Origin of the sequence: Streptomyces sp. NPDC126499 (genome assembly GCF_040302485.1) — a bacterium.
Taxonomy (GTDB): domain Bacteria; phylum Actinomycetota; class Actinomycetes; order Streptomycetales; family Streptomycetaceae; genus Streptomyces.
The window spans coordinates 38,806-53,608 of the sequence record NZ_JBEOUO010000033.1 but is presented as its reverse complement, the minus strand read 5'-3'; the positions used below and the strand labels follow the sequence as shown (position 1 = coordinate 53,608).

The 14,803-nt window shown below is 71.4% G+C and carries 16 protein-coding genes, 1 tRNA gene, 1 pseudogene and 1 riboswitch; of the genes and pseudogenes, 11 read left to right on the top strand and 7 right to left on the bottom strand.

The window, feature by feature from the left end:
* The first annotated feature begins 45 nt into the window (after nt 1–45).
* From rph to rdgB, 3 genes are all read left to right on the top strand, one after another.
* Entirely contained in the window at nt 46–777 is a 732-nt protein-coding gene (gene rph, locus ABTZ91_RS32075; protein WP_352080741.1) for a ribonuclease PH, read from the top strand.
* Between the two features lie 98 nt (nt 778–875).
* A complete protein-coding gene (locus ABTZ91_RS32070) occupies nt 876–1,262 on the top strand; it encodes a hypothetical protein (RefSeq protein WP_352080740.1) in 387 nt (128 codons plus the stop codon).
* 65 nt (nt 1,263–1,327) lie between these two features.
* The gene (gene rdgB, locus ABTZ91_RS32065) at nt 1,328–1,930 is read left to right on the top strand and encodes an RdgB/HAM1 family non-canonical purine NTP pyrophosphatase (RefSeq protein ID WP_352080739.1); all 603 of its coding nucleotides are present in this window, start codon (nt 1,328–1,330) and stop codon (nt 1,928–1,930) included.
* A 40-nt stretch (nt 1,931–1,970) separates the two neighbouring features.
* Here the strand turns inward: rdgB and ABTZ91_RS32060 are convergent.
* The 5 genes and pseudogenes from ABTZ91_RS32060 to bcp form a co-directional block, all read right to left on the bottom strand.
* Nucleotides 1,971–2,054, bottom strand: a tRNA-Leu gene (locus ABTZ91_RS32060).
* Between the two features lie 20 nt (nt 2,055–2,074).
* Complete coding sequence (locus tag ABTZ91_RS32055; RefSeq protein WP_352080738.1) at nt 2,075–2,746, bottom strand: HNH endonuclease; 672 nt, start codon at nt 2,744–2,746, stop codon at nt 2,075–2,077.
* Nucleotides 2,743–3,382: pseudogene (locus tag ABTZ91_RS32050) on the bottom strand (HNH endonuclease). Before ABTZ91_RS32050 ends, ABTZ91_RS32055 begins: the two are co-directional and overlap by 4 nt.
* Nucleotides 3,383–3,502: 120 nt before the next feature.
* Nucleotides 3,503–4,999, bottom strand: coding sequence for a glycine betaine/L-proline transporter ProP (gene proP, locus ABTZ91_RS32045; RefSeq protein ID WP_352080737.1), 1,497 nt, complete (start codon nt 4,997–4,999; stop codon nt 3,503–3,505).
* Nucleotides 5,000–5,143: 144 nt separating this feature from the next.
* Nucleotides 5,144–5,617 carry a thioredoxin-dependent thiol peroxidase gene (bcp, locus tag ABTZ91_RS32040; RefSeq protein ID WP_352080736.1) on the bottom strand — a complete coding sequence of 158 codons (474 nt, stop codon included), beginning with the start codon at nt 5,615–5,617 and terminating at the stop codon, nt 5,144–5,146.
* A gap of 131 nt (nt 5,618–5,748) precedes the next feature.
* Between bcp and ABTZ91_RS32035 the strand changes: the two genes are divergently transcribed.
* The 3 genes from ABTZ91_RS32035 (at nt 5,749) to ABTZ91_RS32025 (ending at nt 6,979) form a co-directional block, all read left to right on the top strand.
* Complete coding sequence (locus ABTZ91_RS32035) at nt 5,749–6,069, top strand: DUF3618 domain-containing protein (protein ID WP_352080735.1); 321 nt, start codon at nt 5,749–5,751, stop codon at nt 6,067–6,069.
* Between the two features lie 76 nt (nt 6,070–6,145).
* A complete protein-coding gene (locus tag ABTZ91_RS32030) occupies nt 6,146–6,484 on the top strand; it encodes a co-chaperone GroES (RefSeq protein ID WP_352080734.1) in 339 nt (112 codons plus the stop codon).
* Between the two features lie 69 nt (nt 6,485–6,553).
* A riboswitch (guanidine-III (ykkC-III) riboswitch) is annotated at nt 6,554–6,624 on the top strand.
* A 34-nt stretch (nt 6,625–6,658) separates the two neighbouring features.
* A complete protein-coding gene (locus ABTZ91_RS32025; RefSeq protein ID WP_352080733.1) occupies nt 6,659–6,979 on the top strand; it encodes a multidrug efflux SMR transporter in 321 nt (106 codons plus the stop codon).
* Here the strand turns inward: ABTZ91_RS32025 and ABTZ91_RS32020 are convergent.
* On the bottom strand, nt 6,957–9,422 hold the full coding sequence (locus ABTZ91_RS32020; RefSeq protein ID WP_352080732.1) for a transglycosylase domain-containing protein: 2,466 nt from the start codon (nt 9,420–9,422) through the stop codon (nt 6,957–6,959). The genes ABTZ91_RS32025 and ABTZ91_RS32020 overlap by 23 nt on opposite strands.
* A gap of 206 nt (nt 9,423–9,628) precedes the next feature.
* On the opposite strand from ABTZ91_RS32020, the gene ABTZ91_RS32015 reads away from it, so the two are divergent.
* The 4 genes from ABTZ91_RS32015 to ABTZ91_RS32000 all read left to right on the top strand — a co-directional run bounded on the left by ABTZ91_RS32015 (nt 9,629) and on the right by ABTZ91_RS32000 (nt 13,701).
* Nucleotides 9,629–10,429 (top strand): ABC-2 family transporter protein, encoded by an 801-nt coding sequence (locus ABTZ91_RS32015; protein ID WP_352080766.1) that lies wholly within the window; start codon nt 9,629–9,631, stop codon nt 10,427–10,429.
* 202 nt (nt 10,430–10,631) lie between these two features.
* The gene (locus ABTZ91_RS32010; RefSeq protein WP_352080731.1) at nt 10,632–11,408 is read left to right on the top strand and encodes an ABC transporter permease; all 777 of its coding nucleotides are present in this window, start codon (nt 10,632–10,634) and stop codon (nt 11,406–11,408) included.
* Nucleotides 11,409–11,422: 14 nt separating this feature from the next.
* Nucleotides 11,423–12,412 (top strand): ATP-binding cassette domain-containing protein, encoded by a 990-nt coding sequence (locus tag ABTZ91_RS32005; protein WP_352080730.1) that lies wholly within the window; start codon nt 11,423–11,425, stop codon nt 12,410–12,412.
* 20 nt (nt 12,413–12,432) lie between these two features.
* On the top strand, nt 12,433–13,701 hold the full coding sequence (locus ABTZ91_RS32000) for a DUF445 domain-containing protein (protein ID WP_352080729.1): 1,269 nt from the start codon (nt 12,433–12,435) through the stop codon (nt 13,699–13,701).
* A gap of 110 nt (nt 13,702–13,811) precedes the next feature.
* On the opposite strand, the gene ABTZ91_RS31995 is transcribed toward ABTZ91_RS32000, so the two are convergent.
* Nucleotides 13,812–14,114 (bottom strand): hypothetical protein, encoded by a 303-nt coding sequence (locus ABTZ91_RS31995; protein ID WP_352080728.1) that lies wholly within the window; start codon nt 14,112–14,114, stop codon nt 13,812–13,814.
* A 107-nt stretch (nt 14,115–14,221) separates the two neighbouring features.
* Between ABTZ91_RS31995 and ABTZ91_RS31990 the strand changes: the two genes are divergently transcribed.
* Nucleotides 14,222–14,680, top strand: a complete 459-nt coding sequence (locus ABTZ91_RS31990) for a very short patch repair endonuclease (RefSeq protein ID WP_352080727.1) — start codon at nt 14,222–14,224, stop codon at nt 14,678–14,680.
* Nucleotides 14,681–14,803 lie beyond the last annotated feature (123 nt).

Genomic DNA, 14,803 nt, shown 5'->3' with positions numbered 1-14,803 from the left:
ACGAGCCCCTCCGTCACGACGCCGTCCACGCACTACGCTCAAGGCATGTCTCGTATCGACGGCCGTACCCCCGAACAGCTCCGCCCCGTCACCATCGAACGCGGATGGAGCAAGCACGCAGAGGGCTCCGTCCTCATCTCCTTCGGCGACACCAAGGTCTTCTGCACCGCCTCCGTCACCGAAGGCGTCCCGCGCTGGCGCAAGGGCAGCGGCGAAGGCTGGGTCACCGGCGAATACTCGATGCTCCCCCGCTCCACCAACACCCGCGGCGACCGCGAATCCGTCCGCGGCAAGATCGGCGGCCGCACCCACGAGATCTCCCGCCTCATCGGCCGCTCCCTGCGCGCCGTCATCGACTACAAGGCCCTCGGCGAGAACACCATCGTCCTCGACTGCGACGTCCTCCAGGCCGACGGCGGCACCCGCACCGCCGCCATCACCGGCGCCTACGTCGCCCTCGCCGACGCCATCGCCTGGGCCCAGAACAAGAAGCTCGTCAAGGCCGGCCGCAAGCCCCTCACCGGCACCGTCTCCGCCGTCTCCGTCGGCATCGTCGACGGCATCCCCCTCCTCGACCTCTGCTACGAGGAAGACGTCCGCGCCGAGACCGACATGAACGTCGTCTGCACCGGCGACGGCCGCTTCGTCGAAGTCCAGGGCACCGCCGAAGCCGAGCCCTTCGACCGCAAGGAGCTCAACGCCCTCCTCGACCTCGCCTCCGGCGGCTGCGCCGAACTCGCCGAACTCCAGCGCAAAGCCCTCGAAGGAACCCTGTAGGACGCCACCGCGTCTCTACGCTTACGGGCGCACGGGTCGAACCGTGCGCCCCGTCCAGCAGTGCACACCTGTACGTACGTAGGGGGAGGACCCGACTCGTGAAGCGCCGCCGCTCCATAGCACTCGCCGTCGCCACGGCCGCCGTCGCAGTCACCGGCCTGGTGGGCTGCGGGGCGCTCGACAAGGCCATGGACTGCGTCAAGACCGCCGAGGCCATCGCCACCTCGGTCGACAAGCTCCAGCAGGCCGTCTCCGACGCCTCCAACGACCCCACCAAGATCGAGGAAGCCCTCAACAGCATCGACACCGAGCTGGGCAACCTCAAGGGCACCACCGACAACGCCGACCTCTCCAAGGCCGTCGACGACCTCAACAAGGGCGTCGACACCGTCCGCGAGTCCGTCAAGAACGGCGACACCACCCCCGACATCAAGCCCGTCACCGACGCCGCCGCCGAGATCGGCAAGGTCTGCACCCCCGGCTAGACCCCCGGCTGGACCCGCGGCCGGCCACCCCGCCGGCCACCCGGCGAGGACCGGATAATCAGGGCATGACCCGTCTGATCCTCGCCACCCGCAACGCGGGCAAGATCACCGAACTCCGCGCGATCCTCGCCGACGCAGACCTCGACCACGAGCTCGTCGGCGCGGACGCGTACCCCGACATCCCCGACGTCAAGGAAACCGGCGTCACCTTCGCCGAGAACGCCCTCCTCAAGGCCCACGCCCTCGCCCAGGCCACCGGCCTGCCCGCCGTCGCCGACGACTCCGGCCTCTGCGTCGACGTCCTGGGCGGCGCCCCCGGCATCTTCTCCGCCCGCTGGGCCGGCCGCCACGGCGACGACAAGGCCAACCTCGACCTCCTCCTCGCCCAGCTCGCCGACATCGCCACCCCCCACCGCGCCGCCCACTTCACCTGCGCGGCCGCCCTCGCCCTCCCCGACGGCACGGAGCGCGTGGTGGAAGGCCGCATGCCGGGCGTCCTCCGCCACGAGCCCGTCGGCACGAACGGCTTCGGCTACGACCCGATCCTCCAGCCGGACGGCTACGACGTGACCTGCGCGGAACTGACGCCGGACCAGAAGAACGCGATCAGCCACCGGGGGAAGGCGTTCCGGGCGCTGGTGCCGGTGGTGAAGGAACTGCTGGGCTGAGGTGGTGAGGGGGCCGCCCATACGGGCGGCCCCCTCCGAGTGCGGCCGGTGGGACTCGAACCCACACGGGCTTTCGCCCACTGCGATCTAAACGCAGCTCGGCTGCCAATTACGACACGGCCGCATGCACGGCCATCGTAGCGGTCACCCGGTGCTTGTTTGAGGGGTGTTTCGGCGCCCGCCCCGGCACCAGGTGCTGGTGATCGCGTGACAGTTGGGACACATCAGCCGCAGATTCTCGCGTCGGTCGTCCCGCCAGTCTCCGTTGATGTGATCGACCTCCAGCGTCATGGGCTTCCCGAGCCACTCGGGTCCGACACCGCATTCGGCGCACTCCTCGGCCACGCCCACCTCGTGCAATGCGCGGCGGAGCAGATGCGTCTGAGTCCTGCGCACACCGCTGTGCATAACCAGAATCTCTGCCGCGCCCTTGGCCCTGCCCGGCTTCCCTCGCTGGTGCGCCTGCCCGGCGAAGTGGGCGATGTCGAGGCCGTCATCTGCGGCCCACTTCCGAAACAACGCGCGCACATGACCGCTGTCCGCCCTTCCCAGGGTGCGCAGAGCGCCGGCGATGGAGATCGACTGCTCGACAGCGGTCCGCAGGTCTTCCGGTGTCGGGCGTGGCGGTTGTTCGCCACGCCGCCGGTGCGGAAAGTGGGAGATGTCGATGTCGTAGTGGGCGAAGCGCTTCAACAGGTAGCGGCGCAGCTTGTCACAAGGCTGCGTGCCAAAGAAGGCCATGACCTCGTCGATGTCCGCGCACCGCGCGGCTGCTTCGGCCAGCCGCGCACGCGTGTACCGCACCTCGTTCCTCATCGGGCGCGCCCTTTGCCTCGTCCGCGATATGTGTCCGTAGTCGAGTGGCAGTTGGGGCAGAGGAAACGCAGGTTCCCGAGGCGGTTGTTGCGCCAGTTGCCGTCCACGTGGTCGACCTCCAACGGCAGGAGCTCTCCTTGCCACACTGGCTCTATCCCACACAGCGCGCATCGCTGTGGTACCCCGCACTCCGTCATCGCCCACGCGATCCGTTCGCTCGAGATGCGACGCGGGTGCGGGCCATCCTGCTCGACGAGCAGAGATTCTGGCGTACGGCGTCGCCGACTCTCCCCCCGCCGATCCGGCGCCCGAAAATGTGACGTGTCGATGCCGAACGCCTTCACCCGCCGGCTGATGTGCGTGTGCTGCCCGCCCACGACCTCCACCCCCAGCCGTCGCAGCACCTCGCACATGTTCGTCGACGCCGCCACCGCCTCCGCCAGTACGTCCCGTGTCCACCGCACCCCCTCCCGCTCGAAGTGCGACGTGTCCACCCCCAGCTTCCGCATCCGGTCCGCCACGTACCGCCGCGTCCCGCTCCGGGGATCCACCCCCAGCCGCTCCAACGCCTCCGTCAGCGTCCGCGCCTCGCGCCGCCGCTTCCAGCCGTTCCTTCGTGTACGCGCTCGTCCCCATCGAGCCCCCTCCGTGCTCGGCCACCCGTTCGTGGCCTCGCACGGACTAACGAGCCGACTGTCGGACGGTCACGTCATATCGCGTACCCCTATCGCGTGCCCTCGCCCGCAAGCGGCGGTCTCAGAACTTCGGTTCCGGCGCGCCCGCCATCACCAGTTCGGCCGCCTCCTCGTGCGTCTCGACCGCCGGGGGCGAGCCCTCCAGGGGGCGCTGGGCCGTTTCCTTCATGCAGGCGACCGCGATGACGCCGACCAGGGCCGCGCCCATGGCGTAGTAGGCGGGCATCAGGCTGCTGCCGGTGGCGCCGATGAGGGCGGTGATGACGAGGGGGGTGGTGCCGCCGAAGAGGGAGGTGGAGACGTTGTAGCCGACGGACAGGGAGCCGTAGCGCAGGGAGGTCGGGAAGAGGGCCGGGAGGGCGGCCGACATGGTGCCGAGCATGCACAGCAGGGAGAGGCCGAGCATCAGCATGCCGGCGGTGATCGCCACCACCCCGCCCTGGCCGATGAGCAGGAAGGCGGGCAGGGACAGGAAGAGGAAGCCGAGCATGCCCGTCATGAGGACCGGCTTGCGGCCGAAGCGGTCGTTGAGCCGTCCGACCTGGGTGATCAGCAGCATCATCAGGACCATCACGACCAGGAGCACCAGCAGGCCGTGGGTCTCGCTGTAGCCGAGCTCGTCGGAGAGGTAGGTCGGCATGTAGGAGAGCAGCATGTAGTCGGTGATGTTGTACGCGCCGACCAGCGCCACGCACAGGACGAGGGCCCGCCACTGTTCCCGGAAGATCCGGCCGAGGTCGCCCTTGGTGGTCGTCTCCACGGTGTCCGCGGCCTCGGAGGCGTGCGCCGACTCCGCTTCCAGCTTGCGGAAGGCGGGCGTTTCGTCGAGTCGCATCCGCAGGTAGAGGCCCACGAGGCCGAGCGGTCCGGCCACCAGGAACGGTACGCGCCAGCCCCAGGCCTCCATGGTGTCCTGGCCGAGCCACGCGGTCAGGGCGGTGACGAGGCCCGCCGCGCCGACGTAGCCGGCGAGGGTGCCGAACTCCAGGAAGCTGCCGAAGTAGCCGCGGCGGCGGTCCGGGGCGTACTCGGCGATGAAGGTGGAGGCGCCCCCGTATTCGCCGCCCGTCGAGAAGCCCTGCACCATCCGGAAGAAGACCAGAAGGACGGGCGCCCAGTAGCCGATGGAGGCGTACGAGGGGATCAGGCCGATCGCGAAGGTGCCCACCGCCATGAGGATCATGGTCAGGGCGAGGATCTTCTTCCGGCCGAGCCGGTCGCCCATCGGGCCGAAGACCATGCCGCCGAGCGGGCGGATCAGGAAGGCGACCGCGAAGGTGGCGAAGGAGGAGAGCAGCTGGACGGTCTCGTTGCCGGCGGGGAAGAAGACGTGGCCGAGGGTGACGGCGAGGTAGGCGTAGACGCCGAAGTCGAACCACTCCATGGCGTTGCCGAGGGAGGCCGCGCGTACGGCCCGCTTGACCGCCGCCTCGTCGGTCACGGTGATGTCGGTGCGGCGCAGCCGGGGCCGCTGCCGGCGGGTGACCGCCCGGAACAGCCGGGGATGTCGCCGCAGGGCGTCCGGATCGGCCGGGGTGTCGTGGTCGGGGGCCGGCATGGCCGTACGTCCTTTCTCCGGGGATGTTCCGGGAAGGACTCCTGTACGGTCACGCCGTTCCCAAACGGAATCCGGCCCCGAGTGCGACCCGCGTCACGCCGGGGGGCGTGTGGGGTGGCACCGGGGCGGGCGGCGGGGGAGGGGTCAGGCCTCGATCTTGAGGTCCTTGATGATCTTGGCGACGTGGCCGGTCGCCTTCACGTTGTACAGCGCGCGCTCGACCTTGCCCTCCTCGTCCACCACGACCGTCGAGCGGATCACGCCCGTCACCGTCTTGCCGTAGAGCTTCTTCTCGCCGAAGGCGCCGTACGCCTCCAGGACCTTCTTGTCCGGGTCGCCGACCAGGGTGACCTTCAGGTCCTCCTTGTCGCGGAACTTCGCGAGCTTCTCCGGCTTGTCCGGCGACACGCCGATGACGTCGTAGCCCGCGTCCGCGAGCAGCTCCAGGTTGTCGGTGAAGTCGCAGGCCTGCTTGGTGCAGCCCGGGGTGAGGGCGGCGGGGTAGAAGTAGACGATGACCTTGCGGCCCTTGTGGTCGGCCAGGGAGACCTCGTTGCCGTCCGCGTCGGGAAGGGTGAAGGCGGGGGCGGTGTCGCCGGGCTGCAGTCGCTCGCTCATGGCTCTCTGGCTCTCCTCGACAGGTCGTACGCGTACGCGAACCCAGCCTAATGGGGGTCTGTGACAACCCCGGCGGCTCCGAGCTGACAGACTGTCCACAACGACCGGAACACGACTACGGAGGCAGCGCGGTGTCGGACGCCAGGACCCCTGCGCAGATCGAGGCGGACATCGTCCGCCGGCGCGAGCAGCTCGCCGTCACTCTCGACGAGATCGGGATTCGGCTGCACCCGAAGACGATCGTCGGCGATGCGAAGGCGAAGGTCGCCGCCCAGGTCGACCACACCGCCGGGCGGGCGTTCGTCGCCGTCAACCGCGTCGTCTCGGACGTGAAGGCCCGCTTCACCGACGCCGACGGCGCCCCGCGCCTGGAGCGCGTGGTGCCGGTGGCGCTCGTCGCCGTGGCCGTGATCGGGCTGATCGCCGCCTCCGCCCGCAAGGGCAAGCGGTGACGCTTCCGGTCCGGTGTTCCGGTCCGTGTACCGGTCCCGGGTACGGGCGACACGCCCGGGCAGGTAGGTTCGAGCCGTGAGCGAGAACACCCACGACAAGCTGCCCATCCGGATGCTCCACGACCGCGTCCTGGTCCGGACCGACACCCCCGAGGGGGAGCGTCGCTCGGGCGGCGGCATCCTGATCCCGGCGACCGCGGCGGTCGGTCGCCGTCTTGCCTGGGCCGAGGTCGTCGCGGTCGGGCAGAACGTCCGTACCGTCGAGATCGGCGACCGGGTCCTGTTCGACCCCGAGGACCGCGCCGAGGTGGAGGTGCGGGGCGTGGCGTACGTCCTGATGCGCGAGCGCGATCTGCACGCGGTGGCCGCGGACCGCTTCCAGGGCGCGTCGGACTCCACCGGGCTGTATCTGTAACGACCTGTGGCGGTTACGTCGCGCGAAGGGCCTGGTGACGACCGTCACCGGGCCCTTCGCCGCTGTCCCGGGGGATTTTGCTAGCCTGGAATCACCCGACGAGACGCGCCGTACCGGGTTACACGACAAGACGACGCACCCCTGTAGATCCGTCTCGCGGAGGTGTTCGTCGTCATGGCCTGGGTTCTTCTCATCGTCGCCGGTCTGCTCGAGGTCGGCTGGTCGATCGGCATGAAGTACACCGAAGGGTTCACCCGGCTCTGGCCCAGTGTCTTCACGGCCGCCGGGATCGTCGCCTCGATGATGCTGCTCTCGCAGGCCGCCAAGACCCTTCCGATCGGTACGGCCTACGGCGTGTGGGTCGGCATCGGTGCGGCCGGTGCGGCGGTGCTCGGCATGGTGGTGCTCGGTGAGCCGGCGACCGCCGCGCGGATCTTCTTCGTGTGTCTGCTGCTGGTGGCCGTGGTCGGCCTCAAGGCGACCTCGGGGCACTGACCGGGGCGCCGACGGGTGCTCCGCCCGCGTCCCCGACCGGACCGTCGGCGGGGGCCGGAGCCGGCAGCGGCGGCGCCTCCTCCCGGCCCGGTCCGGGTCCCGGCTCCGGTCCCGCTCCGGCCGCCTGGCCCTGGGCCTCGGGCAACGGGGCGTCCTGGGGCACCTGCGCCTGGGGCCCGGCCGCCGGTGCCCGCCGGTCCTCGGGCCGCCCGGGCTGTCCGCGCGGCGCCGCCTCGCCCGGTCCTCCCGGACCGCCGGGCCCACCGGGGGCCGCTCCCGGCTCGCCGGGCTCGCCCCGTACCGCCGACCTCGGTGTCCACGGCGCCCACGGCTTGGGGGCGTGCGGCCGGCCGGCCGCGCCCGGCCCCTCGTACCCCTCGTGTCCTTCGTACCCCTCGTACCCCTCGCGCCCCTCCCCGAGCGGAGGCTCCGGCGCGACGCCCTCCATCAGCCGCAGGTCGAAGTCCTTCGGCGGCACGCCGGCCAGCGCCTCGCGGGTGAAGCGGGCCCAGATCTCCGCGGGTGCCCCGCTCCCGTTGATCCGGGGCTGTCCGAGCGCCCCGTACAGCGGCTGCTGCCGGCCCGACTCGGGGTCCTGGCCCATCATCGCCACCACGGTCGCGAGCTCCGGGGTGTAGCCGGCGAACCAGGCCGCCTTGTCGTCCTCCGCCGTGCCCGTCTTGCCCGCCGCGGGCCGCCCGGCCGCCAGCGCGGCCGTCCCCGTGCCGCCCTCGACGACGCTGCGCAGCACCGCGGTCGTGGTGTCGGCGGCCTCGCGCCCGATGACCTGCCGGCCCTCGTCGGCCGGCAGCGCGACCTCCTCGCCGTCCCTGGTGACCTTCTCGACCAGGGTGTACGCGGCGCGCCGGCCGTGGTTCGCGAGGGTGGCGTACGCCTGCGCGAGGTCCAGGACGCTCGCCGTGGCCGGGCCGAGCGCGATGGACGGGCCGGTGGTGAGGTCGGGGGTCTTCGCCGGCAGGCCGAGTGCCACCGCCGTGTCGCGGACCCGGGCCGGTCCGGCGTCCACGGCCATCTGCGCGTACACGGTGTTCACCGATTCGTCGGTCGCGGTCCGGACGGTGATCTCGCCGTAGCTGGCGTCGTCCTCGTTGGCGGGGTCGTAGGAGCCGCCGTTCCAGCCCCGCACCGGGCGCCGGTTGTCGCCGTCGTAGAGGGTGTCCGGGGTGATCGGCTCGCCCTCCTGCGTCAGGGCGCCGTGCTCGAACGCGGTGGCGAGGACGAAGGGCTTGAAGGTGGAGCCGACCTGGTAGTCGCGGCGGGTGGCGTTGTTGACGAACTGCCGGGTGTAGTCGACGCCTCCGTAGAGCGCGACGACCTTGCCGCTGGCCGGCTCGATGGCCGCGCCCCCGACCCGTACGTGACGGTCGACGGGGTTGCGGTCCGGGTCGAGCCTGGAGGTGACGTGCTCCTCGACGGCTTCCACGAAGGCGTCCTGCTGGGCGGGTTCCAGGGTGGTGGTGATCCGGAAGCCGCCGGCGGCCAGGGTCTTCTCGTCGACGACGGCGTGCTCGGTCAGGTACTGCTCGACGGCCTGGACGAGGTAGCCGCGCTGCCCGGAGAGCCCGGCGGAGGGGCGCGCGGGCTGGGGGGCGGGGAAGACGGCGGCCGCGCGGGCGGCGGGGGAGAGCCAGCCCTCCTTGACCATGCCGTCGAGGACGTAGTGCCAGCGGGCGAGGGCCCGTGCGCGGTTCTCGGGGTGGGCGGCGACGTCGTACGCGCTGGGGGCGTTGAGCAGCGAGGCGAGGTAGGCGCCCTCGGCGGTGTCGAGGTCGTGGGCGTCCTTGCCGTAGTAGGCGCGGGCGGCGGCCTGGATGCCGTAGGCGTTGCGGCCGAAGTAGCTGGTGTTCAGGTAGCCCTCGAGGATCTCGTCCTTGCTCTTCTCGCGGCCGAGTCTGAGCGCGATGAAGAACTCCTTGGCCTTGCGGGTGAGGGTCTGTTCCTGGCCGAGGTAGTAGTTCTTGACGTACTGCTGGGTGATGGTGGAGCCGGACTGGCGGCCCTTGCCGGTGAGGGTGTTCCAGGTGGCGCGGATCATGGCGCGGGGGTCGACGGCGGGGGAGGTGCGGAAGTCGCGTTCCTCGGCGGCGAGGACGGCGTTCCGGACGGTGGCCGGGACGCGTCGCAGGCTGACGTTCTCGCGGTCGATCTCGCCGTCGCGGGCGATGGGGGTGCCGTCGCGGTAGAGGAAGAGGTTGGACTGGGCGACCGCGGTGGCGTTGGCGGGCGGGATGTCCACGAGGAGGTAGCCGGCGACGAGGCCGCCGAGCAGGAGCAGGACGGCGAGGACGACGAGGCCGAACAGGCGCCGCAGGAGGCGGCGGGGCCGGCGCGGCCGGGAGGGCGGGGCGGGGACGGTCGGGTCCCGTGGTTCCCAGGAGGGTTCGGTGGGCCGAACCTCACGCGTACCGGATGAAGGGGACATAGCACCACATCCTGCCCTCATGGGGGTCGATGGGGCGGGAAAACCGGTCGCGGCGGCCCGGGAAATCCCACTAAGGTCGTGCGCTTTGGTTCCGGTCGGTGCTGGTCGGTGCTGGTCGGTGCTGGTCGGTGTCGGTCGGTGCTGGCCGGTTCCGGTCGGTTCCGCGGTTTCGAGGAGAGAGGGGTACGGGGGTGGGTGTGGGTGTGCTGCGGCTCTACGCGACGGTGGCCGCCGGTGGCTTCCGGCGCCATGCCACCTACCGGGTGGCCACCGCGGCAGGCGTGTTCACCAACACGGTCTTCGGCTTCATCCTGTCGTACACCTATATGGCCCTGTGGGACGCCCGCCCCGGTCTCGGCGGATACGCCATGGGCGACGCCCTCGCCTATGTGTGGATCGGTCAGGCCCTCATCACCGTCTGCGGGCTGATGGGCGGCGGCTTCGAGGAAGAGCTCATCGAACGGATCCGGACGGGCGACATCGCGGTCGACCTCTACCGGCCCGCCGACCTCCAGGCCTGGTGGTTCGCCGCCAACCTGGGCCGCTCGGCCTACCAGCTGCTCGGCCGCGGGGTCGTCCCCATGCTCTTCGGCGCCCTCGTCTTCGACCTGACCCTCCCGTCCCGCCCCTGGACCTGGCTCGCCTTCCTCCTCGCCGTGACGCTCGGCTCGGTCGTCAGCTTCGCCGTCTGGTACCTGGTCGCCCTGAGCGCCTTCTGGCTCCTCGACGGCCAGGGCGTGGTCCAGATCGCCTGGCTGGGCGGGCTGTTCTTCTCCGGGATGCTGCTGCCGCTCAACGTCTTCCCGGGATCCCTGGGCGAGGTGGCGCGGCTGCTGCCCTGGGCGTCGCTGCTCCAGGTGCCGGCGGACGTCTATCTGGAGCGGTACGAGGGATGGGGGCTGCTCGGGGCGTACGGCTTCCAGGCCTGCTGGGCGGCCGTGCTGCTCGCGGCGGGCCGGGCGGCCCAGGCGGCGGCGACGCGGAAGGTGGTGGTGCAGGGTGGCTGACGGACCGGGGCATCAGCGCGCGTACGGGAGGCGCGCGTACGGGAGGCGTGCGTACGGGAGGGGTGCGGACGGGAGGGGTGCGGACGGGAGGGGTGCGGACGGGAGGGGTGCGGACGGGAGGGGTGCGGACGGGCCGGCGGCGGACGGCCAGTGGCGTGGGGGCGCCTGCCGTGCGGCCGGCGAGTCGTGGCGTACGTACCGGATGGTGGCGGCCCTGTGGATCCGCTCCACCATGACGTACCGCTCCTCCTTCGCGCTCACCCTCCTCTCCTCCTTCACCGTCACCTTCTTCGACTTCGTCGTCATCCTCCTGATGTTCGGTCAGGTCCGGGGCCTCGGCGGCTTCTCCTTCGCGGAGGTCGCCTTCCTGTACGGGACGGCGGGGACGTCCTTCGGGCTCGCCGACCTGGTGATGGGGTCGCTGCCGAGGATGGGCAAGCGGGTGCGCGACGGCTCGTTCGACACCTTCCTGCTGCGGCCCGCGCCGGTCCTCGCGCAGGTCGCGGCGGACCGGTTCGCGCTGCGGCGGCTCGGCCGGCTCGCGCAGGGCCTGCTGGTGCTGGTGTGGGGGCTGGTCCTGCTCGACCTCTCCTGGACGCCGCTGAAGGTGCTGCTGGTGCCCGTGATGCTGCTGAGCGGTGCGCTGATCTTCGCGGCGGTGATGGTGATCGGGGCGTCGGCGCTGTTCTGGATGCAGGACGCGGCGGAGGTCACCAGCTCGTTCACGTACGGGGGCAACACGATGCTCCAGTACCCGCCGACGATCTTCGCCCAGGACCTGGTGCGCGGTGTCGTCTACGTCGTGCCGCTCGCCTTCGTCAACTGGCTGCCCGCCCTGTACGTGCTGGGCCGGCCCGCCCCGGCCGGGGTGCCGGGGTGGACGGCGTTCGCCTCGCCGCTGGTGGCGGCGGTGTGCTGCGCGGTCGCCGGGTGGGCCTGGCGGGCCGGCCTGCGGGCCTACCGATCGACAGGAAGCTGAGACACGAGATGCCCATGTCCACGCCCACGCCGTTCATCGAACTGGACGGCGTGGAGAAGGTCTTCACGGTCAGGAAGCGGGCCGGTCTGCTGCGTCGCGAGAAGCGGGAGGTCAGAGCGGTCGACGGCATCTCCTTCACGGTCGAGAAGGGCGAGATGGTCGGCTACATCGGCCCCAACGGGGCCGGGAAGTCCACCACCATCAAGATGCTGACCGGCATCCTCACCCCGAGCGGCGGCCGACTGCGCGTCGCCGGCATCGACCCCTCGCGCGAACGGACCCGCCTGGCCGGGCGCATCGGCGTGGTCTTCGGCCAGCGCACCACCCTGTGGTGGGACCTGCCGCTGCGCGACTCGTACCGGCTGACGCACCGTATGTACCGCATCCCCGACGACCGCTTCCGGGAGAACCTCGCCCGCTGCGTCGACCTCCTCGACCTCGGCGAGCTGCTCGACGTGCCCGTACGGCAGCTCTCGCTGGGCCAGCGGATGCGCGGCGACATCGCCGCGGCCCTGCTGCACGACCCGGACGTGCTCTACCTCGACGAGCCGACCATCGGCCTGGACGTCGTGTCCAAGGCGAAGGTCCGGGAGTTCCTGCGCGAACTGAACGCCTCACGCGGTACGACGGTGCTGCTGACCACCCATGACCTCACCGACATCGAACAGCTCTGCTCGCGGGTGATGGTCATCGACCACGGCCGGCTGATGTACGACGGGGAGCTCGCCGGCCTGCACGCGGCGGGCGAGAGCGAACGGCTCCTCGTGGTCGACCTGGCGCGCGAGACGGCCCCGATCGAGGTGCCGGGCGCCCGCTTCGTACGGGCCGAGGGGCCGCGCCAGTTCCTCGCCCTGCCGTCCTCGGCGTCGGCGGCACCGGTGGTGGCGGCGGTCGCGGCGGCGTACCCGCTGGTGGACCTGTCCGTGCGGGAGCCCGACATCGAGGCGGTGATCGCGAAGATGTACGGGGGAACTCGGGATGCGGCCGGGGAGTCAGTCAGGTAGGGAGGTGAGGTGATGGTGGCATGGTGAGCTTCACGTACACGGCGGCGGACGAGGAGAAGAGCAGGGGCGTACGCCGCATGAAGGCGTTCGCCGCGTCGCTGCTCGGCTTCGTGGCGGTGGTCTACGCGCTGGCCACGTGGGCGGAGTCGGCGGACGCGGGCGCCTGGGCGGGCTATGTGGCCGCGGCGGCGGAGGCGGGCATGGTCGGCGCGCTCGCGGACTGGTTCGCGGTGACGGCGCTCTTCCGCCGCCCCCTCGGGCTGCCGATCCCGCACACCGCGATCATCCCGACGAAGAAGGACCAGCTGGGCGCCTCGCTGGGCACCTTCGTGGGGGAGAACTTCCTGTCCGCCGACGTCGTACGGGGCCGGCTGCGCGGCTTCGCCATCGCCCGCCGCCTGGGGGTGTGGCTCGCGGACCCGGCGCACGCCGACCGGGTCACCTCCGAGCTGGCCGCCGCCCTGCGCGGTGCGCTCACCGTGCTGCGGGACTCCGACGTGCAGGCGATCGTCGGGGAGGCGATCACCCGGCGGGCGGAGGCGGCGGACGTCGGGCCGCCGCTGGGCAAGACGCTGAGCCGGATGGTGTCCGACGGCGCCCACCGCCGCGCGGTGGACCTGGTCTGCGCGCGGGCCCACGACTGGCTGGTGACGCACGGCGACTCGGTGATGGAGGCGGTGGAGGGCGGCGCGCCGGGCTGGACCCCGCGGTTCGTCGACCGGCGCGTGGGCGAGCGGGTCTACAAGGAGCTGCTCCGCTTCGTGACGGAGATGCGCGACATGCCGGGCCACCCGGCACGCGGCGCCATCGACCGCTTCCTGACCGACTTCGCCGCCGACCTCCAGGGCGACACCGACACCCGGGCGAGGGTGGAGCGGCTGAAGTCGGAGCTGCTGGCCCGCCCGGAGATCCAGGACGTCATCGCCTCCGCCTGGTCCTCGGTCCGCGCCCTGATCCTGGCGGCGGCGGAGGACGACCGCAGCCAGCTCCGCCGCCGCGCCCGCGCCTCCCTGATCTCTTTGGGCACCCGCCTCTCCAAGGACGAGCGCCTCCAGGCCAAGGTCGAGGGCTGGGCGGAGGACGCGGCGGCCTATGTGGTCACCACCTACCGGGCCGAGATCACCTCCCTGATCACCGACACGATCGCCGGCTGGGACGCCACCCAGACCTCCCGCAAGATCGAGGCCAACATCGGCCGCGACCTCCAGTTCATCCGCATCAACGGCACGGTGGTGGGCGCGCTGGCGGGGCTGCTGATCTATACGGTGAGCCACGCGTTGGGGGGGTGAGGGGCGGCCGCGCGGGGGCGCGCCTGGCCAGGGGCCCGGGCCCTCGGTCTCGTGGGGGCCGGGGCCGGGGCCGGGGGCCTCGGCCTCGTGGGGGCCGGGGGCGCCGGACCTCAGCCCGTCTTGCGGGCCACGGCGTACGCGGCTCCGGCCATGGCCCCGGCCACGGAGAACACCGCGGGCCACGCCCCGATCTTCTTCGCGAGCGGGTGCGACCCGGCGAACGCGGCCACATAGGCAGCCCCGAGCCCGGCCGCCACCTTCCCCCCGCCCACCTGCTGCCACTCCCGCGCGGCCACCCCACCGGCCACGGCCAGCACCACCCCACCGAGCGGTCGCTTCTTGGTCCACCGGGCAACGGCATAACCACCGACGAGCCCGGCGGCGGCGACGGCGGGGGAGAGGGTGCGGGGCATGGCGAGGGCCTTCCTGGTGTCGAAACGTCGTCGTAGCGAGCCTAGGTCACGCTTGCCCTGCCGAGGGTGTTCTCTCGCGTCCGTCGGATCCACGCCACAATGGCGTCATGAGGGTCCTGGAGACGACAGAGTCGACGAGCTCCCGGATGAGCAAGCAGCGTCGCCGGAACACCGATGTGGAGATGGCCTTGCGTCGTTGCCTGCACGCTGCCGGGCTCCGCTATCGGGTGCACCGACGCCCGCTGAAGGGAGTGCGTCGTGAGGCCGACATCGTCTTCGGGCCGGCCAAAGTGGCCGTGTTCGTCGACGGTTGCTTCTGGCACGGTTGCCCCGAACACGCGACGTGGCCGAAGCGGAACTCGGAGTTCTGGCGCGAGAAGATCGAGAAGAACCAGGCTCGGGACGCGAACACCGACGCCCGCCTGATCGAGGCGGGGTGGATACCCGTGCGCGTGTGGGAGCACGAGAGCGCCGCCGAGGCGGCGCTGCGCGTCGCAGCGGTCGTAGAGGAGCGGCGTGCTGTGTCGCGTCCGCGGGCCAGGGGAGCGCAGGCCGTCGGTGAGTGAGACACGGAAGCCCGCCAATTGGAATTTGACATCCTACGTTCTGTCAAATGGTCGGTGGTAGGCTGGCTTGCCGCTGTGCGTGCCAAGGATGCGCGGCGGTCATCACTTCGTGCAGCGAAGCGG

Bases quoted from the DNA above. Each gene is read 5' to 3' on its own strand.
- rdgB (WP_352080739.1), top strand. From the start codon at position 1,328: ATGACCCGTCTGATCCTCGCCACCCGCAACGCGGGCAAGATCACCGAA.
- ABTZ91_RS32010 (WP_352080731.1), top strand. From the start codon at position 10,632: ATGGTGGCGGCCCTGTGGATCCGCTCCACCATGACGTACCGCTCCTCC.
- ABTZ91_RS32000 (WP_352080729.1), top strand. From the start codon at position 12,433: ATGGTGAGCTTCACGTACACGGCGGCGGACGAGGAGAAGAGCAGGGGC.
- ABTZ91_RS32005 (WP_352080730.1), top strand. From the start codon at position 11,423: ATGTCCACGCCCACGCCGTTCATCGAACTGGACGGCGTGGAGAAGGTC.
- rph (WP_352080741.1), top strand. From the start codon at position 46: ATGTCTCGTATCGACGGCCGTACCCCCGAACAGCTCCGCCCCGTCACC.
- ABTZ91_RS31995 (WP_352080728.1), bottom strand. From the start codon at position 14,114: ATGCCCCGCACCCTCTCCCCCGCCGTCGCCGCCGCCGGGCTCGTCGGT.
- bcp (WP_352080736.1), bottom strand. From the start codon at position 5,617: ATGAGCGAGCGACTGCAGCCCGGCGACACCGCCCCCGCCTTCACCCTT.
- ABTZ91_RS32020 (WP_352080732.1), bottom strand. From the start codon at position 9,422: ATGTCCCCTTCATCCGGTACGCGTGAGGTTCGGCCCACCGAACCCTCC.
- ABTZ91_RS32055 (WP_352080738.1), bottom strand. From the start codon at position 2,746: ATGAGGAACGAGGTGCGGTACACGCGTGCGCGGCTGGCCGAAGCAGCC.
- proP (WP_352080737.1), bottom strand. From the start codon at position 4,999: ATGCCGGCCCCCGACCACGACACCCCGGCCGATCCGGACGCCCTGCGG.
- ABTZ91_RS31990 (WP_352080727.1), top strand. From the start codon at position 14,222: ATGAGGGTCCTGGAGACGACAGAGTCGACGAGCTCCCGGATGAGCAAG.
- ABTZ91_RS32025 (WP_352080733.1), top strand. From the start codon at position 6,659: ATGGCCTGGGTTCTTCTCATCGTCGCCGGTCTGCTCGAGGTCGGCTGG.